The sequence below is a fragment of the Acinetobacter sp. neg1 genome, from assembly GCF_000788125.1.
Classification (GTDB): domain Bacteria; phylum Pseudomonadota; class Gammaproteobacteria; order Pseudomonadales; family Moraxellaceae; genus Acinetobacter; species Acinetobacter vivianii.
In genome coordinates this window covers 387,361-410,933 of the sequence record NZ_JSZD01000006.1, presented here as the reverse complement: position 1 = coordinate 410,933, position 23,573 = coordinate 387,361, and the positions used below count along the sequence as shown (strand labels likewise).

Here is a 23,573-nt window from a genome sequence, read left to right as displayed (position 1 = left end):
ATCTGGCAGCTTTTTTAAATGGTAGGGAAATGAAAATAACTTATTGGCCTAACCAGATAAAGTATCCGAGAACCATCAAAGGCCAGGCGATATAAGGGCTAAATAACCATTTCCATAACCAGAATCTTGGTACAAATCCAACCCCATGCACAAAGCCACCAGAAATGCCAATCATCACCAGCATCAGCAGGCTATGATTATAGTGTCCGTCTGCATCCAGCATCAGCGATGGATGTACCAGTAAAATAGCAGCAAGGGGCAATGCCAACAAAAACGAAATGGTCATTGCAAGCACTTGAGCTTTACGATTCTTCGGTGTTGTCATTGCTTCAGCCATTTTATTATTCCTCATCTAAATTTTGATGATGTTCGATATACAATGCACTGAGCACACCTGCGAAACATGCCATCAAAATGCCTAGAATCCATGCAAAATACCACATGTCACATCTCCTGATTAGTACAAACTATGTGAATTTTCTTCAATGTGTTTGTTGGTGATGACGCCCCACATTTTGTAATAAGACCAAGAGGTATAGATCAAAATGAGCGGAACGAAGATACATGCAGCAATCGTCATTACCCCGAGGGTTTTATGACTAGAAACGGCATCCCACATGGTCAAGCTTGATGTTGGATCAATGCTTGATGGTAACAAGAATGGGAATAATGCAAAACCTGCAGTCAGGATTGCACCGACAATCATTAAGCTTGTACCTGTAAAGCTTGCAGCCGCTTTATGTTTGCCTGCACTAATGATGACCAGTAGCGCACCTAAAATTGCAACAATAGGTGCCGCCATAGTAATCGGATAAGTTGCATAGTTATTTAACCAACCATGATTGGCATTGGTCACAACGTCTTTAGCAAGTGGGTTGAGTGCCGCATTTGTATTTACAGCAGTGGCATAGCTATAACCCGAGATATTACCAAAGAATAACCATGCACCCGCAGCCAAGAAGCACACAAGGAAGGCAATTGCCATGATTTGTGTTGCTTTGGCAGAACGATTATGTAAATTCCCGTCCGTACGTAGCATGAGCCATGCGCCGCCGTGTGCACATAACATTGATAGGCTGACAATACCGCAAATCAATGCAAATGGATTCAGTAATGCAAAGAAGCTACCTGTATATTGTGAGCGTAATGTGTCATCTAGGCTGAATGGTACGCCAAGGAACAAGTTCCCGAATGCCACACCAAACACTAGCGCAGGCACCGCACCACCGATGCATAGACCCCAGTCCCAAGAAGTACGCCATTGGGTATTCTCTAACTTGGAGCGATAGTCAAATCCGACGGGTCGCAGGAACAGGGCAAATAAAACCAGTAGCAAGGCCCAGTACATTCCGGAGAAGGCAACCGCATAGACCATTGGCCAAGCTGCAAATAAAGCACCACCTGCGGTAATGAACCAGACTTGGTTACCATCCCAGTGCGGTGCAATCGTATTGATTGCAGCACGGCGTTCAGAATCGGTTTTACCCACGAATGGCATCAGTGCCATTGAGCCCATATCGAAACCATCGGTGAGGGCAAAGCCAATCAGTAGAACACCGACCAATACCCACCAGATAATTTTTAGGAGTTCATATTCGATCATGACTGAGCCTCCCCAGCTTTTGCTTCGAGTTTTTCGAAGTGATATTTACCAGTATGTAACGAGCTTGGACCTAAACGAGCGAATTTGATCATTAAGTACATTTCGATAATCAGTAGCACGGTATAGAACGCAGCTAATGCAATGATTGAACCCCATACATCGCCTGTACTCACACTTGAAGCAGACAAATGTGTTGGTAAGATTTCACCAATTGACCACGGTTGACGACCACCTTCAGCCACATACCAACCTGTTTGAGCAGCAATCCATGGGAGAGGGAGAGCAAACAAAGCAAATTTGAGTAACCACGGTTTATCTTCGGCATTACGTTTTGCCACTGACCATGTTGCAAGAAGGAATAGCAATAACATCAGGAAGCCAGAAGCCACCATTGCACGGAATGAGAAGAATAGAGCAGCTACATTTGGAATGGTGTCTTTAGTTGCTGCCTGAATATGTTCTTCAGTTGCATCAACCACATTTGGAGAATATTTTTTCAAGAGTAGGCCATAACCTAAGTCTTTTTGATTTTTCTCAAATGAAGCCAATAAGTCTGGAGAACGGTCACCCGCACGAAGTTTTTCTAACTCGCTATAAGCTACCATACCGTTACGGATACGCACTTCATGTTCTTTCATCAAGTCGCGTAAACCGGTCACTTCTTTGTCTGTAGAACGAGTTGCAATAATCCCCATCACATAAGGAATCTTAATCGCATAATCGGTGCGCATTTCCTGCTGATTTGGGAGACCAAATAAGGTAAATGCAGCAGGTGCAGGTTCGGTATGCCATTCAGCTTCGATTGCAGCAAGTTTGGTCTTTTGAACATCACCGAGTTCATAACCTGATTCATCACCAAGCAAAATCACAGAAAGTGTTGAAGCTAAACCGAAGATGGCAGCAATTGCGAATGAACGACGCGCAAACGGTAAGTCACGTTTCTTTAATAGATAGTAGCTTGAGATTGCAAGAACGAAGATCGCACCTGTGACATAACCCGCAGAAACCGTATGCACAAACTTCACCTGAGCAACAGGGTTGAAGATCAATGCACCGAAGTCAACCAGTTCCATACGCATAGTTTCGTAGTTAAATGCAGCACCGACAGGGTTTTGCATCCAGCCGTTTGCGATCAGAATCCACAAGGCAGACATATTCGAACCAATTGCGACTAACCACGTCACGCCTAAATGCTGGACTTTAGATAGGCGATCCCATCCAAAGAAGAACAAGCCGATAAAGGTTGATTCAAGGAAGAAGGCCATCAAACCTTCAATGGCAAGTGGCGCCCCGAAAATATCGCCTACATAGTGGGAATAATAGGCCCAGTTGGTACCAAACTGGAATTCCATAGTTAAACCAGTGGTTACACCTAGGGCAAAGTTAATCCCGAAGAGTTTCCCCCAGAATTTGGTCATGTCCTTATAGATTTCTTTACCAGAAATCACATACGTGGTTTCCATAATGGCAAGAATAAAAGCCAGACCTAAAGTTAGAGGGACGAAAAGAAAGTGATACATTGCGGTCATTGCAAATTGGAACCGCGAAAGATCGACCACGCTTTCAGAAATCATCAACGTGTCTCCTGAGTTTTGGACATGTCACCAGCAATACGCTCGGCAACTTCATTGTTAAAATCTTTTGGAATCGTTGGGGCATCAAACCAGATGTGTTTAATCACCAAGAGAAGTGCAACTTTAATAATAAGAATAATCGTGATTTCTCGGATGAGCCGCCGATTTGGATCTTGAGAACTTGTGTTCATAGAACTTAGCCTCATACACATTTTTAAAAGATGTAAAACATTATTAAATAAAAACCATTGAAAATAAACCTTTAGGATTTTTAATATGTTTAATTTAAAATAATTTATATAAAACAGCAACTTGATTTTATTTGTGGTTAAAATTTAAAATAATGATTTTATCCAACTAAAATAATATGAATTATTTTTTTAAATCTGATTAAAACAGTTGTATTTATGATTTTAAATCTGATTAAAAAGCTCTGGTTTAAAATGAGTTAAATAAATATTAAACCAACTAAAATAGTATGAATATAAAATATATAATATATACAGTGGGTTATCATTTTAATTACATATCAAAATTATTTTTAGAATGAAATGCTGATAAAACCAAGCATTTAGGTAGAGTTTATTTGTAGAAATGTGACGAACATCACTTTTGTGTTTTACAGTATTTCTAGATCATGAATCACTTCAGAAGGGAAGATATAAAACACCTATTTTTATTGTGTACTTTTGTAACATTGTGTTTATTTTGGGCTTGGAGATCGCGTTTAGCGGTTTTTGATCGGTTTTAATCTGGGGTAAATAGGTTATTTGAAAGAGAAATCTTTTTTGCAAGATAGTGTGAATTGGATTTTTGGCTAATCAGCAGGACTTGTGATTGTAATTCCAGTTCGCCATATTCTGGTTCAACTTGTACATAGTACAGTTGCCCAAACTCATCGCGAACACGGGCTTGAGCAGAAAAACCTGGACGGGCATTTCCCGTTGAAATTGTTGCTAGCCGCCCAACCAGATTGGTATGTGTATGAATGACTTTGGGTTTAATTACCTGATCCAGACAGTGAATCATAAAGACAGTAAAGAAAATGTCGATAATCAAAGCGGGAACAAATAAATAATATGGAGAAATAAAGTAATGCTGTAAGGCAAAGAATGAAAGCTCAAGAAAATAGCCCGCAAAACTAAAGTTGATGAGCAAGAAAACAAAAATCAGATATTTGGAAAACTTTACATCCACTAAAGGCGAATTGAGTAACCATTCGGGGGCCAGTTTCTTCACCAGATGGCTTGGACGTAAGCCGATAAAAATGCCAATGGTTTCTGCAATGCTAAGCACGATCAAAGCGACTACGCTCATATGAAATGGCATAAGGTAGTAGTTGAGGAAAAACTCAGTCATTGCAGAATTCATGATTTAAGCATCAATCGATATAAATACCACCATCTGAGTGGACTGCCAGATTTACTTTTTCAAGGAATTCACCCAGACATGGGCCTGAAATACATTCGCCTGTTTCAACAGAGAATAGGGCGCCGTGAGTAGAACATTGAATATATTCGCGATCCTGATCAAGAAACTGATTTTCCAAGAACTCAAGTTCTGTCTGCAAATGCGGGCAAACATTCTGATAGGCATAAAAGCTGCCATCTTTTTGAGTAATAAAAATAGTTGTCCCTTTCATCGTATCGTATGCACGAGACTCACGCTCAGGGACTTCTTCAGTCATGCAAATCTTTTCCATGTTAAGCACATTCCTGTTGAGCTTTTTTAAATTTTTCCAAGAGTTCTGCGTAGTTTTCGACACTTAAACGTGGGCCGAATTGTGCAACAACTTCGCTAGAGATTAAAATAGCAAGTTGAGCGGCTGCTTCCAAGCTTAAACCTGCATTAATTGCGTACAGGAATGCGCCAGCAAATGCATCGCCAGCACCATTGGTATCGACAGCTTCAACTACGCGGCCATTCACATGGAACTGGTGAGCTTCATTTACGATGACAGCGCCTTTGGCACCTTGTGTGATTACAATGTGCTGGTTTTTTAGTTTCAGTGTTTCAATTGCAGCATCAAGATTTTCTGTATTGGTAAACATGAGTGCTTCCTGTTCGTTACAGAAAAGCAAGTCAACGCCATCATCGAGCAGTTCTTCTAAACCTGAGCGAGCATATTGCACCATTGCAGGGTCAGAAAGAGAAAGGGCAATTTTAACACCGTGTGCTTTAGCCAGTTCTCGTGCCTGTTTAACCGCTACGCGTGCAGTATCACTTGTAGATAAATAACCTTCGATATACAACCATTTTGCTGTTTTTAACGGTTCAAAGTCGATCTGTTCAGCTGTCAATTCAGCGGTAATACCGAGATAAGTTTGCATGGTACGTTCAGAATCTGGACTAATCAGTACCATGCAGGTGCCTGTCACACCTTCGCTGATTGATTGGGTTGCTGTTTTAATTCCGGCTTCGTTTAAACCAGTTAAATAGATTGAACCAAGTTCATCGTTACCTACACGGCAACCATAAAATGCAGTACCACCTAGAGCACTAAAAGCAACGCTTGTATTCGCTGCTGAACCGCCACTGGCTTGGCCTTTGTAGCTTTGGGTAGTTTGTAATTTTTGATATAAATCTGCCTGTGTTTCGCCATCTGCTAATTGCATGGTACCTTTTTGCAAAGCTTGTTCTACTAAAAACTCATTAGAAACTTTAAATTCCTGGTCAATGAGTGCATTACCAATTGCAAAAAGATCAACAGTTGCCATGTTTGTCATCACAGTAAAAATCAAAAAGCAAAGTTTACACCAATGCTCAGGATTACAATAGTTTGTTGAAAAAAATTCAGCTGTTTATACGTGGGAAATTCAGGACGAAGACATGGATTTATTACAACGATTAAGAATAGAACGAATTTTAACGCTGCCGACTGATCTGAATATGCTGATTGAATTGTCTGAACGAGAAGGGTTCCAGTTTTTAAAAAGACTTAAGCACGACTTTGAAACGGGTGAAAATCGTTTTGATCAATATGGAGAAGGCTTATTTGCAGTATATAAAGATCAGAATCTGATTGCAGTAGGTGGTGTTAGTCAGGATCCTTTCGATCAAACTGGAAAAATGGGCAGACTAAGCCGTTTTTATATTCATCCTGATTGTCGTCAAAAAACAGTGGGTGCATATTTATTGAAGCATATCGAGCAGTACGCCCAAACTTATTTTGAGCAGTTGTGTTTATATACCGATACTAAAAATGCGGCGAATTTCTACCAACGTATGGGATATGAAGGTGTAGATTGGGGGCACAGTAATTTCCGGAAAGTTTTTTAATCAACTGTGTTCTGATTAGCCGCTGCATTTTTCTACAAAAATAGAGTAATTTACATGGATATCGATACGTATTCTTCGGTAGACTCTCTATAATCAATCGTAATGATTTAATAGAGATAAATTGGAGATCACATGACTGTAGATGTTACTGAAAGCATTACTCAAACTATTCATCCCGCGTTTCAGCTATTACGTCAACACCATGTAGAAGCACTTGATATTCAAGTTTCAGAATATAAGCATAAAGTGACTGGCGCTGTTCACTATCACTTGGCGACCAGTCATGATGAAAATGTGTTTTTGGTTGCCTTTAGAACCCAGCCAATGGATTCGAAAGGAGCAGCACATATTTTAGAGCATACCGCGTTGTGTGGTTCTGAGAAATTTCCTGTACGTGATCCGTTTTTCCTGATGATCCGTCGTTCCCTCAATACGTTTATGAATGCTTTTACTGCCGCCGACTGGACAGCTTATCCATTTGCGACACAAAACAAAAAAGATTTTCAAAACTTACTGTCTGTTTATTTGGACGCTGCATTTGCTGCCAATCTGAACCCTTTAGACTTTGCTCAGGAAGGAATTCGTATTGAGCTTGAAAATGATCAGGCAGTGTATAAAGGCGTTGTCTTTAATGAAATGAAAGGTGCGATGAGCTCTCCAACGGATCAGCTTTATCATCAACTTGCACATCATTTGTTCCCAGAAACAACTTATCACTATAACTCTGGTGGCGATCCAAAAGACATTCCAGATTTAAGCTATGAGCAATTGGTTGATTTCTATAAAACGCATTATCACCCAAGCAATGCGGTATTCATGACTTTTGGCAATCAAAGCGCATACGATCTTCAAGAACAGTTCGAAAGTCTGGCATTACACAAGTTCTCTCAAGGTACGACTTTATACTCAAAACCTGAGAAACGCTTAACTGCACCAGTCGAAGTGACTGAAAGCTATGCGGTTGATAGCGAAGATTTGAAAGATAAAACTTATCATGTAATGTCATGGTTATTGCCACAAACCAGCGATACCAAACTCCGTCTAGGTATGCGTTTGGTTGAGGGGATTCTATTAGAGAATTCGGCTTCACCTTTACGTCACTATTTGGAAACCTGTGGTTATGCACAGTCAACAGGCCCACTCATGGGGGTTGATGACAGCAACTTTGAAATGACCTTCTATTGCGGTGTTCAAGGTTCAAATGCTGAACATGCAGAAACATTTAAAAATGGCATTCTGGATATTCTGAAAGATGTGGCCTCTAAGCCAGTAGATCGCGATTTTGTTGATGCTATTCTTCATCAAATTGAATTACATCAACGTGAAATTAATGGCGATGGTACACCGTATGGTTTAAGCCTGATTTTAAATGGTTTAGGTAGTGCCATTCATCATAGTGATCCGATTCATGTCTGGGACGTGGACTCTGCGATTGAGCAAGTGAAAGAAGAGTTGAAAGACCCGATGTGGTTGTCAAACCTGATTCAAACTCATTTGTTGAACAATCCGCATCGTGTACAAATGACTTTAGTCCCTGATGCAACCAAATCGGTGAAAGAGCAGCAAGCAGAACAGGCGCGTCTGGCTGACATTACGGCCAATTTAACCGATGCGCAGAAGATCGAGATTGAAGAAAAAACTGCAGCCTTAAAGCAGCGTCAGGATACGCCTGATAATCTTGAGCTATTACCAAAAGTTGGTTTGGAAGATGTACCTGCCGAGTTGCAGATTGTTCAAGGCCAGTTGCGCGAAATTATCTGTAATCGTTTAGATACGCCGTTAAATTTATACCATGCAGGCACCAATGGTATTTACTATCAACAAGTGTTGATTCAGATTCCTGACGAGATTGTTCAATCACCTTACTTCAATTTACTTTCGATTCTGATGGGTGAAGTCGGCGCTGGTGAATATGATTATCTTGAATTCCAGCAGATTCAGACAGCCGTCAGTGGTGGTTTGGGTATGGGCGCATCGTTGCGTAGTAAGGTGGATGATAAAGACCGTATTAGCGCATGGCTGACTTTAACCACCAAATCTCTGACACAAAAACTGGATGCAATTCAATTATTGAAATTGGCATTTGAACAGCTACGTTTTGATGAGAAAGATCGCATCATTGAACTGTTACAGCAACGTAAAACGCGTTGGCAGTCACGGTTGTCCGGTTCTGGTCATAGCTATGCGATGCAGGCCGCATCTCGTCAAATGAGTGCTTTGGCGCGCCGTGATTATCACAACACAGGCTTGGGCGCATTGAACTGGTTAACCGAGTTGGTCAATAAAATTGATCAGGATGATGCAGCTTATCAAGCGTTAATTGGCGAGTTACAGTCGATTCATCGTAAATTACTACAAGCGCCTAAACAATTCTTATTGGTTTGTGAAGAACATCAATCGGATCGTTTGGTTGAAGAAATTCAGAATGTCTGGGATAAGCTGGCTGTTGATGAAACACCTGTTCAATTAACGCAAGTCGAACCCGTGAATACTTCAGATGATGAAGCGTGGTTAATTCAAGCCAATGTACAATTCTGTGCATCTGCTTACCAAGCAGTTGATGTAGCCCATCCAGATGCGGCACCTTTGATGGTGTTGGCGGCTTATTTACGAAATGGTTTCTTGCATAGTGCCATTCGCGAAAAAGGCGGTGCGTACGGCGGTGGTGCAAGCTATGATGGTAATGCGTGTTCGTTCCGTTTCTATAGCTATCGTGATCCACGTTTAGCAGAAACATTCAACGATTTTGAAGCCAGTGTGCAATGGTTATTGAATACCGAGCAACAGCCACATCAACTTGAAGAAGCTATTCTTGGCTTGGTCGCGAGTATGGATAAACCAGGTTCTCCAGCGGGTGAGGCGATTACAGCATGTTATGCATTGCTACATGCACGTACACCAAAATTCCGTAAGATTCTGCGTGAACGTTTGCTCAATGTGAATCTGGACGATTTACAACGCGTTGCCAAGCAGTATTTATTGGCTCAAAAACCTGTAAAAGCAGTTGTTGCGCCATTTGCGAAACGCGAAGAATTGCAGAAACTTGGATTTAGCATCAAGCAAGTCAATTAAAAGAAAAATTGGAGAATTCTATGGCGTTCAAATCTTTTGAACGTAGTTATCTGGAGCTGAGTGTCTTGACGATACTTGGCTTAACTACGTCGTTGGCACATGCGCAAGCGACCGCACCAGCCAGTCCAGCTACAGCGGATGCATGTGTGGCTTTAGCCTCAAATGCTGAGCGTTTGGCGTGTTATGATGCGATTTTTAAAGCACCAACCATTATTCCAACACAAGTTCAGACTGATGCCGCTCCAATGGTTGCAGCTGCCGTGCCTGCGGTGGAGTCGAATGAGCCAGCCAAACCTGAGTCTTTGAAAGATAAAGTGGTTCAAAAGGTAAGTGATCTGCATATTCTTGGTGCTGCGCCTAAGTTTGACCCGAATGTTTCTTTACTGGATCGCCGTTGGGAGCTATCAGAAGACAGTAAGTTAGGTACATGGAATATCCGTGCTTATCAACCTGTCTATTTGCTGCCTGTGTTTTGGACAAGTGACAAGAATGAGTTTCCAAGTAGTCCGAACCCTGAAAATACGGTTAAAGACAAGCAAGAACTCACCTCAAGCGAAGCCAAGTTCCAGATCTCATTTAAGACCAAGGCTTGGGAAAATATTTTTGGCGATAATGGTGACCTGTGGTTAGGTTATACTCAGTCTTCTCGCTGGCAAGTCTATAACTCGGATGAGTCTCGACCTTTCCGTGAAACGAATTACGAGCCTGAAGCGAGCTTAATGTTTAGAACCAATTATGAAGTTTTGGGGCTGAATGCACGCTTACTTGGTGTGACGCTGAACCACCAGTCTAATGGCCGTTCGGATCCGCTATCGCGAAGCTGGAACCGTGTCATCTTTAATCTTGGCTTCGAGAAAGATAATTTTGCCTTGATGCTGCGTCCTTGGTATCGCGTTGAGGAAGATGCTAAAGATGACAATAACCCAGATATTAAAGATTATGTAGGTCGTGGTGATGTAACCGCATTTTACCGCAAGGGTGATCACGATTTTTCATTGATGCTGCGTCACTCCTTGAAAGGTGGGGATCGTTCACACGGTGCGGTTCAGTTTGACTGGGCATTCCCAATTACAGGAAAATTGCGTGGACACTTGCAACTGTTTGATGGTTATGGTGAAAGTCTGATTGATTACAATCATCGTGCGACCTACGCAGGCTTGGGCGTATCATTGATGAACTGGTATTAAATGAGTTTAAATATTCCAGAATCATTATTACAGTTAGATGCAAATTGTGGGGTGTTCGCACTGTGGCTCATCTTAAAGCAATATCAAACCCATATTGATATTGCTGATCTGATCCAGTTGTGTCGTCATGATCGTAAAGATGGCACATTCACGATTGCTCTAGCTGTAGCCATGAAGAAATTAGGCTATACCGTTTCATTTTATACAGCACCTGATCCAAACATCGATGACAATGAAAAGCAGTGTTATCGTGAAGCGGAACGTCTGCAGATTCCTATCGACGCTGCTTTAACCTATGCTGAGATTCAGCACGCTTTTGAAAGTGGCAATTTTGTGATCGTGTTTTATGACACCTTGCAAGGAATGGGGAACCAGTCCTTGCTTTATTCAATTGATGAACAGGAAGTGAGTTTCTGTGATCATTTTGATGTGATGTCTAAAGCTGTATTTGAACAACAACGCCAAGCTGATGGAATCTGTCAACAAGTGATTGTGATTGAGCAGCCTTCGAGTTTTCATCCAATCTGAATGTTGGCATTGGCGTGTTTTAAACGGCTCTTTTTTGGTGTTGCAATTAAATAGGCAAGCGTTAAAGGGCCGAGTCGACCTGTAAACATTAGTACACTAAGGACAAATAAACTGCCGTCATGTAATTGGCTTGTCGCGCCGCGTGATAAACCTACTGTACAGGCGGCAGAAACCACCTCAAACATCAAGTCCATCACATCCAGTTTGGGTTCGAGCAGCAGAATAATAAAGCAACCGACAAAGACCAACATGCCTGTAATCGCTGTCACGGCAAGGGCTTTATAGGTTGTTTCTGCTGAAACTGAATGATTAAAAATACGGATTTCTTCATTTCGCCGTAAAAAAGAAAGCACACACAGCAACAAGATCACAAACGTACCGACTTTAATGCCACCAGCAGTACTGAGAGAACCACCACCAATAAACATTAACAGCATGGTGAGTAAGGCTGTACTATGCTCCATCGCACCTGTATCAATCGTATTAAATCCAGAGGATCGAGGAACCGTGGCCTGAAACCATGCATTCATGGCTTGTTCACCTAAACTCATTGAACCGAGCGTCAATGGATTATTTGACTCTAATAACCAGATCAAGATAAAGGCGACCAGATTCAAAATCGCAATGGTACTGAGGATGAGCTTGCTGTTTGGTGTCAGTTTGCTCCAGCGCTTATTTTGTTTGACATCGATCAGCACCAAAAAGCCAATTCCACCCAATGTATAGAGCAGGCTGATGGTTAAACAGATCAGATAGTGGCTCTGGAAATTGATCAGACTATTGTCGAACAAGGAAAAGCCTGCATTATTAAAGGCAGAAACGCTATAAAAGATGGCGTAATAAAGCCCGCGGCCAAAGCCATAAATCGGGGCAAATGATGCAGTTAATATTACAACGCCAATCAGCTCAAAGAACAGGGTATAGAGCACAACGCCTTTGGCGACGAAGGTGACTTTGGATAGGCTGGTTTGGCCAAGGCTATCCTGAGCCATCATTTGCTGTTTGAGACCCAATTTAGGTGCCAGACTCAATGCTGCCAGTATGGCAAAGGTCATAAAACCCAAACCACCCGATTGGATCAATAACAGGATAATAAACTGCCCAAAATGATTGAATGACTCATTCAGATTAACCACAGATAAGCCGGTAATGGTGACGGCTGATGTCGCGGTAAACAAGGCATCCATCCAGCTCACGTTGCCTTTATTGGCAATCGGCAGTTTCAGTAATAATGTCCCGATGACAATAAAACTTAAAAAACCAATCGCCAGCAAAGAAGGAGGGCTTAGGTTAAAAATCTTTTGGGAGTTTATTTTTAATGCCATGTTATGCGAAACATCCTGCAAGTTTTCTGAGATGGCTAAGCGAACCTTCCAAAATCAGTACATCATCTGTTTGCAAGGTAAAATTAGGATCGGTTTCATAAAAAATCTGCTGATCACGTTTAAGCAACAACAGTTTAATATTTGGCTCTTGCTTTAAAATACCTGACAAATTGATATTGTTCAGTTTCTCATTAACGGGAACCTTGACGATGTAATGATCATCATCCAGTGCCATATAACGACTCACCATTGGGTAGTTCAGTGCTTGCGCTACACGGACACCCATATCTTCTTCAGGATGGATAATCTTGCTGACATTTAAATGAGAAAGGATGGTGTGATGTGCTTTAGTTTTGGCTTTCACCAGAATCTTCTCAACACCTAAATTCTTTAGGTTTAGCACACAGAGAATACTGGCTTCAATATCTTCGCCAATCGCAACAATAACCGCATCACAATTCTGGATATTCAGCTCTTCAAGAACGTGCTCATCTGTTGCATCGGCAATCACTGCATGTGTAATACGATCAGCCAGATTTTCTACATTGCGCTTGATGGTATCAATTCCGATGACATCATGATTTAGTTTGGTCAGCTCTAATGCAACAGTTGCCCCAAAACTACCTAAACCAATGACTGCAAACTGTGCCATAACTGTCCTTAACTAAATGATAAAAATATCTTTTTACTCATTTTAAAATGGAATAATTTTCTGTTTGTAATGATTTTGTGTTGTCGTCTATCAAAGATTCAATAGATGTTGATAAAAATAAAGCCGACATCATGCCGGCTTTAAGTCGTTAAGCTGCTTATTTAAGGAAGCGCTTATAGCCAATATTGTTGCTGATTTCAGCATATGGATAAGTGATCTGCTCTAATGTTTCAATCAGACCATCTGGATTCTGTTTAGCATCAGTCGCTTCCAGACCCACCAATACACGACCTTCCGCGGCACCGTGATTACGGTAATGGAACAGGGTAATGTTATGGGTTGGCCCTAAGCGCTCAAGGAAGGTGAGTAGAGCGCCTGGACGTTCTGGGAATTCAACACGGAATAAGCGTTCATTTTCAATATTGGCATGTCCACCAATCAGATAACGAATATGCAGTTTTGCCACTTCATCATCAGATAAATCATCCACTTCATATTGCTGTTTTAACATGTTGTGAATTTCATGGCGTTCAGCTTCACCACCTTTTAAGCTAATTCCGACAAAGACCTGAGCCAGATTGCTTGAGCTTGCACGGTAGTTAAACTCAGTAATGTTACGACCTTGCAATGCACGACAGAAGTTGAGGAATGCACCTTTTTGCTCAGGAATCGTCACGGCATAAATTGCTTCACGACGTTCACCCAGCTCGGTACGTTCTGCGATATAACGTAAACGGTCAAAGTTCATGTTGGCGCCACAAACAATCGAGACCATATTTTTATCAGTCAATTGATGCTCTGCAACATACTTCTTGATACCAGCCAAGGCCATGGCACCAGATGGTTCGACAATACTACGATTTTCATCATAGGTATCTTTAATGGCAGCACAGATTTCATCTGTATCAACCGTTACGATATCAGGTTCAACGATTGGGCCTGAATTATCCGATTTACGTAAACGGATCACATCAAAGGGTAATTCACCAATTTGAGCGACCGCTGTACCATCGGCAAATAGACCTACATGCGGCAATACCACGCGTTCATTGGATTCGAGTGCCGCTTTTAAACATGCTGATTCTTCGTATTCAACGCCAATGACTTTGACATGTGGTGCGACTTCACCGAGATAGGCTGCAACGCCCGCAATGAGTCCGCCACCACCAACAGCAACGAAAACATATTCAACATCACGCCATTGGCGCAGTAATTCATTGGCAATTGTGCCTTGACCGGCAATCACTAGCTCATCGTCATAAGGTGGAATGAAAACCAGTCCTTCATCTTCCGCACGTTGTTTTGCATATTTGTTGGCAACATCAAAGCTATCGCCGTATAACACCACTTGACCGCCCAAGCGTTTAACAGCCTGAACTTTAATATCAGGTGTCGTGCTCGGCATAACGATAATTGCAGGAATACCTAATTTTTTTCCAGACAATGCCACGCCTTGCGCATGGTTACCTGCGGATGCACAAATAACACCACGATCGAGCTGATCTTTAGGAAGCTGGCTGATACGGTTATAAGCACCGCGGAGCTTGAAAGAGAACACAGGTTGTAAATCTTCACGCTTAAATCGAATGTTATTATTAATTTTTTGACTAATTCGTGGAGCTGCTTCAAGCGGTGTTTCAATTGCAACATCATAAACCGTTGCTTGTAAAATTTGTCGTACCACACGAGACAGCATGTTCTTCTTCCCTATAACAGTTTAAAATAGACGATCATTGTAGCAAACCCCTGTGCATTTGCGCTGTTTTCTTGCAGCAAATGTCAAAATAGTTGAGTGAAGTCATGAGTCTATATGCAACCCAAGATGAAAAAAAACAAGCTGCGGCAAAAGCAGCTTTGAAACATTTGCCTAAAGGCGGCATTTTGGGCGTAGGAACAGGAAGTACCGTTAATTTTTTAATTGATTTATTGCCTGAATTGCAATTAGAAGCAGCTGTCGCTAGTTCGAATGCAACCGCTGAGCGTTTGAAGAAGCTTGGTATTGAAGTTGTAGATATGAACTCGGTAGGTGGCCTAGATGCCTATGTGGATGGTGCTGACGAAATTGACCGCCATATGCATATGATTAAAGGCGGCGGCGCTGCATTAACCCGTGAAAAAATCGTTGCGTCGATTGCAAAGAGATTTGTATGTATCGTTGATGATTCAAAATGGGTTGACCAGTTGGGTCGTGATTTTCCACTTCCTGTTGAAGTGATTCCGATGGCACGTTCTGCTGTTGCGCGTAAAATCGTCGCTTTAGGTGGTGATCCAGTTTATCGCGAAGGTGTGGTCACGGATAATGGTAACGTGATTCTGGATGTATTTAACTTAAACATTCTCAATGCGCTTGAGCTGGAAAAAACCATTAATGACATTCCTGGTGTTGTCACCAACGGTATCTTTGCATTAAATGCAGCAAGCATTGCGATTGTTGCAACTAATAATGGTATCGAAGAGCGTACTGCACAATAATGCAGGCAGTTTCATTAGAAACGTTATTACCTGAAATTAAGGTGGTTCGACATGCAAGGGCGAGAAATCTGCGCTTGCGTGTGGAGCCCACAGGTATTCGTTTAACGGTTCCGCTATTTTGTAGTAAAAAACAGATCCAGCAGTTTTTAACTCATTCTGAGCAATGGCTGGTTGAAACCTGGGGGAGACAACAAAAACAATTTAGTCTGAACGTGGATTTGCCTGAGCAACTTTCATTATTCTTTCATTCCCAACCTTTTCAGATCATTCGACAATCACAACGACATATTTTTAAGTTTGATTGGGAACAGCAGACGATCTTTATACGAGATACGGCGTCGGAAAAAGCGTTACAGGCAGCCGTTATGGCTTATGCCAAGCAATTTTTACCTGATTATCTGGATCAGGTCAGTCAGGAAATCGGCTTGGCTTATCAATCTTGTAATATTCGAAATCCGAAAACCCGTTGGGGAAGTTGTAGTTCCAAACATGACATTATGCTCAGTGCAGCATTAGCACTGATGCCTGAACACAATGTCCGAGCTGTGTGCGTGCATGAATTAGCACATACCAAACATTTTGATCATGGTGCGGCATTCTGGAACGAAGTTGCCAAATATGATGAAAATTATCAGATCCATCGACAGCAACTGAAGCAAATTCAATTACCGAGCTGGTACTATAAAAAGGACTAACCGTTAAAAAAGCGGTTATGTTGTACAGCTAAACCTTTTCGGATACGCCAAGCCTGTTTAAGGTTTGGAACATCATTCTGCCAGTGTTTAAGCACAAGGATGATGGCAATAATTTCTGCACGGGTCAGAATTCCTAGCCAGAACACAATCAGGAAGAGAACTTGGGATTGTCCAGTTAGAGTCACTTGTACTAACAGTGCGAATAAAAACAAAGTCCAGATTTTGGCACCGAGACTATGGGTGGCAACTTCTTTGCGAAATTTAATGAAACTAACCACATAAATGGCAATTTCAGATGCAACTAAAATAATGATTGGATAGAGATGCTGTTGAAAAAATGCGGGCTGTTGTAGGTAAATCGAAACGATTGCACAAATAAAAAAGATTTGATCAACATTGGAATCAAGTCGGCGTAAGCGCTCATTCGAAACCCCGAGATGTCGGGCGAGCATGCCATCGAAGATATCGCTAAGCAGACCCATTGTGAGAAAAATGACGGTGTAGATCGGATAAAATTCCGGTTGGAATAACGTCACTGCGACGATAAGAAAACCGAGAATGACTCGGGAATAAACAAGTAAGGTCGGAATTTGATATTTTAGAGACATTCAAGAAGTGGAATAACATTATTTATTCTGAGTATAGCATCCGAGTAAATGAATGAATTTTAAAATTATCTATTTCATGTAAATAACAGCAGCCTCGAAAGACTGCTGTCGTGTTTAAAACGATTTTATTTAATGCCTAAAGCATCGCGCATGATAAAGAATAAATCGGTTTGATCGAGTAAGCCTGATACATTGCCTGCACGCGGGCCATAAGCGGCTGTACGAACTTGGGCACCTGTATGATGCTGGCTTTTACCTTCAGGTGCAGTGCCGTAGTTGATTGCCATTGCGACACCATCTTTGGTTTTAAGCGCTGCCGTTTGACCCGGGCTGTCACCATCTACTGGAATGATTTGACTGGTATGCGCATGGTCACCTGTAACAATAATCAGGGTATCACCATGTTCTTTTGCAAATTTTAAAGCAACCTGAATCGCTTCATCGAGTTGTACTGTTTCACCAATCTGACCGCATGGATCCGCAGCGTGATTTCTTTTATCAATTGAACCACTTTCAACTTGTAAGAAGAAACCTTTAGGATTTGGCTTCAGTAACTCAATTGCTTTATCAGTCATTTGTGCCAAGCGTGGTGTAGATGCCGTAAATTCAGGATTATCTCTACAGCTTTCAGCCTCTTTCTTATGGCCATTTAATTGTGTTGCTGGACCGCTCCAAATCACTGGAAGGTTGCCATTTGCAAATAAACCAAGTAAAGGCTGGTTTTGATTGGCGCTATCAACGGCTTTTAATGAGTTCAGATCTTCAACGATACGATAATTTTCTAATTTCGCACGCTCAAGCAAAGTCTTGTCTTTGAAAGGACCTGCTTTTGCAACTTCATAGAATGTTTTCTTACCGCCACCTAAAGTCACGTCAGCACGTGTTGTTAGAAGCTGTTCTGTGATCGAACCTAATCCACCATTTTCCAGTGCGCTTTCAGGACAGCGTTTGGTGGTTTCATTTGGCCCATAACACTTACGTGCGCTGATATGAGAGACCAAAGCAGCTGGGGTTGCATCTTGCAGTTCAGTCGTCGTGACATTACCTGTCGCAAAACCAGCTTTTTTCGCAAGTTCCAAAATAGTTGCATGGTGTTTTTGATAAATATCTACGCCAAGCGCATTATTATAAGTTTTAACCCCAGAAGCCCATGCCGTTGCAGAAGCTGCCGAATCCGTTACATAATCAATTGCACCATTTTTATCCAGCGCATAGGTTGTATAGCTTCCTGTAAAAGGGAGTACATCTAAACCTTTAAAATAACCCGCAGCGCCTTCTGCATAATTTCGCGCAGAAGTAATCTCTGAATCACTGGTACCATCACCAATAAAGAGAATAATATTTTTTACGGTCTTATCACTTAAAGAATCTTTTAATGCTTGTGTGCGTTCTTGTTTTAAGCGAGTTGCGCCACCGAACTGACGAATATCACCTTTTGCACCAGGTTCTAATAATTCTCCAGGCTGTGGGTTAGGAGAGGTAATAGGGGGTTCAGTTGTTGGTGGTTTTGGTTGTGGGGTTGGCTGGTTATTATTAGAGGAATCATTGTCGCTTCCGCAACCAACAAGTAATGAAATAAGAGCAGGTAAGAGTAATGGTTTGAGTTTCACTTAATTTCAACCTAAAGATTAGTTGAAATGGATAGTAATAATTAAATGTTAAGGTTTGGTTAAAATTATATTTTGATTTTCTTTATATTATTTTAAAAAGGCATTGAAACCGAGATTCCAGTGCCTTTATTTATATTTTAAGTTTTTAAAAACTACATTGTAATTGTGTCGTTTGCAGTTGATCTGGAGCTTTACGATTGTCAAGCCCAGCGCTTGCACTAACTACCTGATTGGCTTTGATTTGGATCTGAATAAAATTATATTGGAAGGTGGCGTTGGTGGGTTGCGATGAACTGCTATTTAAAAGATATTCGTGAGTTGTTTTATTGACCTGTAACAGGTTGTCGGTACTGTCCGCATCAACTGTTGAGCGATAAGTTTGAGCGCCTTTAATCAGTTCAAGTACACCATTTGCCCGAATATTGAGTTGACAGCCATTGCCATCTTCATAATGACCAATCAGATATTCAATAGAAGGTAAGTTTACATTAACCAGATTAATTCCCGTTAATCCTTGCTTACATGGATAAGTAGAGCCATTGCAGGTTGCAGTTGTATCTACAAAGCCAACCGCACGACGGTAATCGCCTGCACCTGAAACACGGAATGAATCAGTAGATTCTATTTGAGGATCAAAGCTATAAACTTTTTGTTCTAATAAATTATAGCCTGATGGATTGATTGAATCCTGCTGGTAGTTCTTTGCCAGTTGTAAGGTCGATTCTTTTAAAGAGGCGCCATATTCATCCCGAGCCATTTTTTGGTTTGCGGCTATTTTTAACAGTGTATTTTGAGCTGGATCGATATTTTCTGGTGCATTAGAAACAAGTGTTTTTAAGGCTGTCTTATCACCCCGTAGTATTTTTCCATCAAGTTGCCCATCTCTTAAATCAATTGCCAGATTTTTAGTAAACTCGGTAAAAGAATCGGTGGGAAAGCTGTTGGCCCATTGCTGAATATAACCAAAACTAAAAAAGACAGTAGTATAAAGCGCTGGTAAATTAATGATATCTTGGGCTGTAAAACTGCTGAGTGAATAGGCGGGACTTAAATTGGGTAGATCAATACTATTAAAGGCACTTAATAAGGCTGTATTTACATCATTTGAAGCCAGTTTTAAATGTAAACTGCTAATTCCCGTCGGATCAATTTTGGCATCAGTTGGAAGATATCCAGAGCGAATAAGCGCTCTTTGATAAACAGCCTCCGAATTCGGATTAATAAAAACAGTCTGATTGGTCGAATTGAGATTAATTTCAATCAGTGTATTTAATTGAGTTGAAACATTATTGTATTGACCTGATAAGGGATTATAAATAAGTGCACTCGGCAGGGTTGTTAATTCCACTCTATAAATACGATTTTTAACGCTTTGAGGCAAGGTCAGTGCAAGATTGGTGGTTGTATTGGCTGTCTGCTCTAAAATTAAAGTATTGTCTGTATTGTCATAAACCTTAATGCTGATATTACGCAGCTCAACAGGCACTTTAACATTTAATGTTTTTGGACTAGGCGTCGGCGTGGTTGGAGTTTCAGTCGGAGTTGATGCTTCGCTTTCACCACTTCCGCAACCGACTAATGTTGAACTTAATAGAAGGGTACCAAGTCCTACGCAAATATAGTGATTTAATCTTTGTTTTTGTCTCAAAGAAGGCATTCCAGCTCTCCAAAATTTTGCATCCATGAAATTTATTATTACCGCAATGTTTTTTTATTCTATTCGAATCCTTAGCGGAAACAATAGCGTTTCTTGACCAATGGTGAAATCATTTCGGATAAAACAAATTGATTTATCTTTAATTGTTGGATCAATAAAAATATAGACTGAAGATAACAACATAAATTTCCAAGCCAGCAGATATTTATTTTCTTAAAAGTTAGAGACTTGAAGATTGTGTAAAAGAGGGCAAACTGCCATACTACAGGCCTAAATGAAAGCTAGAGGTGTCACACGTGATTTCTGTTGGTATTGTTGGTGGAACTGGATACACAGGGGTTGAACTATTACGTCTATTACTTAGACATTCACAGGTTCAAGTTCGTATTCTCACTTCTCGTACAGAAGCAGGAAAGCGCGTTGCTGATATGTTCCCAAGTTTACGTGGCCACACGACGCTTGAGTTTTCAGACCTTGATTTAGAACAACTCAAACAATGTGATGTGGTGTTTTTCGCGACGCCACATGGTGTTGCTATGCAGCATGCAGAAGTTTTAACCGCTGCTGGTACTAAAGTGATTGATCTTGCGGCAGATTTCCGTTTACAAAGTCTTGAGCAATTTGAAAAATGGTACGGCATGCAACATAGCTGTCCAACGATTTTGAAAGATTCTGTTTATGGTTTAACTGAATTAAATCGTGAAAAGATCAAACAGGCTCAAGTTATTGGTAATCCTGGCTGTTATCCAACAACAGTACAATTGGGCTTGGCACCTTTGTTGAAATCGGATACTCAGCTAATCAATACGCAAGGCATTATTGTTGATGCGAAATCTGGTGTCTCTGGTGCAGGCCGTAAAGCTAGTCTTGGCATGATTTATAGTGAGAATGCAGATAATTTCAAAGCCTATGGCGTTGCTGGGCATCGTCATCATCCAGAAATTGTGGAAGCACTTGAAAATATTTCAGGTCAAAAAGGTCAGTTTGATCAACTGATTTTTGTACCTCATCTGGTTCCGATGATTCGTGGCATGTTGAGCACGATTTATGTTGATTTAACAGAACAGGGTCAGCAAGCAGATTTACAGGCACTTTATGAAGATTTTTATAAAGATGAACGCTTTGTTGATGTGATGCCTGCGAATAGTTCACCAGAAACACGTAGCGTTCGTGGCGCGAATGAACTTAGAATTGCACTTTATCGCCCACAACCAAATAAGCTGATTATCTTGGTGGCTCAGGATAATTTAGTCAAAGGTGCAGCAGGTCAGGCCATTCAAAATATGAACTTAATGTTTGGTTTTGATGAGGCTGCTGGCTTAGAAGGCATTGGTTTATTACCATAAAAAACGCTTTTTTACTTCACACACATTTAAATTTCGATTTTAATGTGTGCTTTGATGCAAATCATAACGATAGAGATGATGATGGAAAACGTTGAACCGACTACTTCACCAGACAGTTCCGTTGAGAAAAATAAGTTTTTAAAAACGAATTTACCTTTAATTATTGGTGCTACCGTTCTGATCGGTAGCAGTTTTATGCTTGGTTATACTGTCGGACACCGTCAGGGTTTAACCGTTGTTGGCTATGATGCTGATGCGGAACAATTGGTTGATGTTGTCCAGAAGCAGAAGACTGCGTTGGATGCTGTGAGCAAAAACTTAAATGCAGCTGTGCAAGAGCGTGATATGGCTGTGGGTAATGCAGATGACTTATTTAAATCTGTAAATCAGGCCAATGCAGATAAGGCTCAGTTTGAAGGAATGAACGCGATTTATCGTGAAATCCTGAGACAACGTGGTGGTGTAAGTTTAACGATTCAAAATATGGCAATTAAGTCATTACCTGAAAATGCGTATGAATATCAGATTGATCTTGTTCAGGTCAGCCCGAATAAACGCCGTGCTTCAGGTTCAGTCGAATTACGTCTGATTAAAGACACTGAAGTTTTAGTCGTACCTTTAGAAGATAAAAACTTCAATTTTGAAGATTTTGAGCGTTTAACTGGCCGTTGGACAATGCCAAAAGGCTTTACACCGCAATTTATTGAAGTGCGCTTAACTGGATCAGGTACACCGATCATTAAACGTTTTAGCTGGCAACGTGGTAAGCCTGTGGATGTAAGTTCTGCCTTTGTGTCAGAAATTCCTCAAGCCGAAGCGAATGCTCAATAATTTTTTAGATTAAGAACTGGATATGCGAAGATACAAGCGTCAAATGAATTTAAGTGAAGTGAAAAACTCTTTTCATCAATCAGGTTATGTCGATTGGCACTTAAATCCACGTTTAAGTGATTCGCAGGAAGATCATGAAGGTGAAGTGGTTGTGCAAACAGCCCCACCTGAATTAAAGCGCCCGCCATTATATGCGGTTGTTTTAATGAATGATGATTACACACCAATGGATTTTGTGATTGAAGTCTTACAAAGTTATTTTGGGATGGACTTTGATCAGGCCAGTCAGGTGATGCTGACCGTTCATTATGAAGGTAAGGGAACAGCGGGTATTTACCCACGTGATATTGCTGAAACCAAAGCAAATCAAGTGAATAACTATGCTCGTGCACAAGGCCATCCGTTGTTATGCCAGATCGAACCTGAGCAGCGTTAAGAAAAGCAACGCTTTTTAGCTGCGCAAGACCTTGCGCCATGATATGGCTCATATGCTGTAAGTGAAAGCGTTAAGAAAAGCAACGCACTTGCGGAATTCCATTCCTCATGCGCAAGGCGAGCAACTATGTTGCGAGTGCAAGACCTTGTGCCATGATATGACTCATATGTTGCGAGTAACAGCGTTAAGAAAAGCGACGCTTTTGCGGAATGTTATTCCTCATGTGCAAGACGAACAGTTATGCTGTAAGTCAAAGCATTAAAACTATATTCCCGTTCTATAAAACGCATAGCAAAACTCTTGAGAAGTCTTTACGCTGCTCAGGAATTTAGCGCTTGATGATTATATTGAGATTTAGTATTCATCCTTAAATTGTTAAATCATATTGGCTTTATTTTTATGAGGCCTAATTAACATTTGAAAAATTCACTTTAACTACATTATTCTGATATTTATTAAGTAAATCATCATATTTGCTGAATATTTAATCAAATAAGTGGGTTTTATCCACTTTGTAATTGAATTTTTACAACAATACTTTGTTTTGAAACTTGACCAAGATAGTCAACTAATGCTAACAGTAGAATATGAAGCAAAGAGACTTGTAGATGTATATTCAATCACGTTTACAGAAGCTCAGCGGATCAAGTTAATAATTCGCTTTTTCATTAAAAGATTCTCTTTTTTTGATAGAGCCC

At 40.9% G+C, this 23,573-nt stretch carries 23 protein-coding genes; 9 read left to right on the top strand and 14 right to left on the bottom strand.

From position 1 onward, the window contains the following. Window positions 1-40: 40 nt before the first annotated feature. From PJ15_RS02910 to PJ15_RS02875, 8 genes are all read right to left on the bottom strand, one after another. Window positions 41-337, bottom strand: coding sequence for a cyd operon YbgE family protein (locus PJ15_RS02910; protein ID WP_047427798.1), 297 nt, complete (start codon window positions 335-337; stop codon window positions 41-43). A 4-nt stretch (window positions 338-341) separates the two neighbouring features. Then, the gene (cydX, locus tag PJ15_RS18270) at window positions 342-443 is read right to left on the bottom strand and encodes a cytochrome bd-I oxidase subunit CydX (protein WP_000270276.1); all 102 of its coding nucleotides are present in this window, start codon (window positions 441-443) and stop codon (window positions 342-344) included. Window positions 444-457: 14 nt separating this feature from the next. Continuing rightward, the gene (cydB, locus tag PJ15_RS02900; protein ID WP_047427795.1) at window positions 458-1,603 is read right to left on the bottom strand and encodes a cytochrome d ubiquinol oxidase subunit II; all 1,146 of its coding nucleotides are present in this window, start codon (window positions 1,601-1,603) and stop codon (window positions 458-460) included. Beyond that, window positions 1,600-3,177 carry a cytochrome ubiquinol oxidase subunit I gene (locus PJ15_RS02895; protein ID WP_005241807.1) on the bottom strand — a complete coding sequence of 526 codons (1,578 nt, stop codon included), beginning with the start codon at window positions 3,175-3,177 and terminating at the stop codon, window positions 1,600-1,602. The genes cydB and PJ15_RS02895 overlap by 4 nt, the downstream gene beginning before the upstream one ends. Continuing rightward, window positions 3,177-3,368: a cytochrome oxidase putative small subunit CydP gene (cydP, locus tag PJ15_RS02890; RefSeq protein ID WP_004653758.1), complete on the bottom strand. Its 192-nt coding sequence runs from the start codon at window positions 3,366-3,368 to the stop codon at window positions 3,177-3,179. The genes PJ15_RS02895 and cydP overlap by 1 nt, the downstream gene beginning before the upstream one ends. A gap of 556 nt (window positions 3,369-3,924) precedes the next feature. Beyond that, window positions 3,925-4,536: an OB-fold-containig protein gene (locus PJ15_RS02885; protein WP_171066990.1), complete on the bottom strand. Its 612-nt coding sequence runs from the start codon at window positions 4,534-4,536 to the stop codon at window positions 3,925-3,927. A gap of 22 nt (window positions 4,537-4,558) precedes the next feature. Next, window positions 4,559-4,864, bottom strand: coding sequence for a Rieske (2Fe-2S) protein (locus PJ15_RS02880; RefSeq protein ID WP_155766441.1), 306 nt, complete (start codon window positions 4,862-4,864; stop codon window positions 4,559-4,561). 16 nt (window positions 4,865-4,880) lie between these two features. Next, on the bottom strand, window positions 4,881-5,894 hold the full coding sequence (locus PJ15_RS02875) for an adenosine kinase (protein WP_047429131.1): 1,014 nt from the start codon (window positions 5,892-5,894) through the stop codon (window positions 4,881-4,883). A gap of 112 nt (window positions 5,895-6,006) precedes the next feature. Here PJ15_RS02875 and PJ15_RS02870 point away from each other — a divergent pair, with 112 nt between their 5' ends. The 4 genes from PJ15_RS02870 (at window position 6,007) to PJ15_RS02855 (ending at window position 11,243) form a co-directional block, all read left to right on the top strand. Next, window positions 6,007-6,456, top strand: a complete 450-nt coding sequence (locus PJ15_RS02870; RefSeq protein ID WP_047427784.1) for a GNAT family N-acetyltransferase — start codon at window positions 6,007-6,009, stop codon at window positions 6,454-6,456. A 132-nt stretch (window positions 6,457-6,588) separates the two neighbouring features. Beyond that, complete coding sequence (locus PJ15_RS02865; RefSeq protein WP_047427783.1) at window positions 6,589-9,528, top strand: insulinase family protein; 2,940 nt, start codon at window positions 6,589-6,591, stop codon at window positions 9,526-9,528. Between the two features lie 20 nt (window positions 9,529-9,548). Next, complete coding sequence (locus PJ15_RS02860) at window positions 9,549-10,715, top strand: phospholipase A (RefSeq protein WP_047427780.1); 1,167 nt, start codon at window positions 9,549-9,551, stop codon at window positions 10,713-10,715. Next, complete coding sequence (locus tag PJ15_RS02855; RefSeq protein ID WP_047427778.1) at window positions 10,716-11,243, top strand: cysteine peptidase family C39 domain-containing protein; 528 nt, start codon at window positions 10,716-10,718, stop codon at window positions 11,241-11,243. It begins immediately after the preceding gene. Here PJ15_RS02855 and PJ15_RS02850 read toward each other — a convergent pair. The 3 genes from PJ15_RS02850 to ilvA form a co-directional block, all read right to left on the bottom strand. Beyond that, window positions 11,231-12,568: a TrkH family potassium uptake protein gene (locus PJ15_RS02850; protein ID WP_047427774.1), complete on the bottom strand. Its 1,338-nt coding sequence runs from the start codon at window positions 12,566-12,568 to the stop codon at window positions 11,231-11,233. The genes PJ15_RS02855 and PJ15_RS02850 overlap by 13 nt on opposite strands. Window position 12,569: 1 nt before the next feature. After that, window positions 12,570-13,220 (bottom strand): potassium channel family protein, encoded by a 651-nt coding sequence (locus PJ15_RS02845; protein ID WP_047427771.1) that lies wholly within the window; start codon window positions 13,218-13,220, stop codon window positions 12,570-12,572. Between the two features lie 157 nt (window positions 13,221-13,377). Further along, a complete protein-coding gene (gene ilvA, locus PJ15_RS02840) occupies window positions 13,378-14,916 on the bottom strand; it encodes a threonine ammonia-lyase, biosynthetic (RefSeq protein WP_004772413.1) in 1,539 nt (512 codons plus the stop codon). A gap of 104 nt (window positions 14,917-15,020) precedes the next feature. On the opposite strand from ilvA, the gene rpiA reads away from it, so the two are divergent. Together rpiA and PJ15_RS02830 are read left to right on the top strand one after the other, a co-directional pair. Then, window positions 15,021-15,692, top strand: a complete 672-nt coding sequence (rpiA, locus tag PJ15_RS02835; protein ID WP_047427768.1) for a ribose-5-phosphate isomerase RpiA — start codon at window positions 15,021-15,023, stop codon at window positions 15,690-15,692. Then, on the top strand, window positions 15,692-16,387 hold the full coding sequence (locus PJ15_RS02830; RefSeq protein WP_047427765.1) for a M48 family metallopeptidase: 696 nt from the start codon (window positions 15,692-15,694) through the stop codon (window positions 16,385-16,387). The genes rpiA and PJ15_RS02830 overlap by 1 nt, the downstream gene beginning before the upstream one ends. Here PJ15_RS02830 and PJ15_RS02825 read toward each other — a convergent pair. The 3 genes from PJ15_RS02825 to PJ15_RS02815 all read right to left on the bottom strand — a co-directional run bounded on the left by PJ15_RS02825 (window position 16,384) and on the right by PJ15_RS02815 (window position 20,262). Continuing rightward, window positions 16,384-16,995, bottom strand: a complete 612-nt coding sequence (locus tag PJ15_RS02825; RefSeq protein ID WP_047427763.1) for a CDP-alcohol phosphatidyltransferase family protein — start codon at window positions 16,993-16,995, stop codon at window positions 16,384-16,386. The genes PJ15_RS02830 and PJ15_RS02825 overlap by 4 nt on opposite strands. Window positions 16,996-17,120: 125 nt before the next feature. Beyond that, window positions 17,121-18,605 carry an alkaline phosphatase gene (gene phoA, locus PJ15_RS02820; RefSeq protein WP_047427762.1) on the bottom strand — a complete coding sequence of 495 codons (1,485 nt, stop codon included), beginning with the start codon at window positions 18,603-18,605 and terminating at the stop codon, window positions 17,121-17,123. A 145-nt stretch (window positions 18,606-18,750) separates the two neighbouring features. After that, window positions 18,751-20,262 carry a hypothetical protein gene (locus PJ15_RS02815; protein ID WP_047427760.1) on the bottom strand — a complete coding sequence of 504 codons (1,512 nt, stop codon included), beginning with the start codon at window positions 20,260-20,262 and terminating at the stop codon, window positions 18,751-18,753. A 296-nt stretch (window positions 20,263-20,558) separates the two neighbouring features. Here PJ15_RS02815 and argC point away from each other — a divergent pair, with 296 nt between their 5' ends. The 3 genes from argC (at window position 20,559) to clpS (ending at window position 22,875) form a co-directional block, all read left to right on the top strand. Further along, window positions 20,559-21,608: an N-acetyl-gamma-glutamyl-phosphate reductase gene (gene argC, locus PJ15_RS02810; RefSeq protein WP_047427758.1), complete on the top strand. Its 1,050-nt coding sequence runs from the start codon at window positions 20,559-20,561 to the stop codon at window positions 21,606-21,608. Window positions 21,609-21,689: 81 nt separating this feature from the next. Next, window positions 21,690-22,439: a DUF6776 family protein gene (locus PJ15_RS02805; RefSeq protein WP_004772399.1), complete on the top strand. Its 750-nt coding sequence runs from the start codon at window positions 21,690-21,692 to the stop codon at window positions 22,437-22,439. A gap of 22 nt (window positions 22,440-22,461) precedes the next feature. Then, window positions 22,462-22,875: an ATP-dependent Clp protease adapter ClpS gene (gene clpS / locus PJ15_RS02800; protein ID WP_165569270.1), complete on the top strand. Its 414-nt coding sequence runs from the start codon at window positions 22,462-22,464 to the stop codon at window positions 22,873-22,875. Window positions 22,876-23,573: the final 698 nt, after the last annotated feature.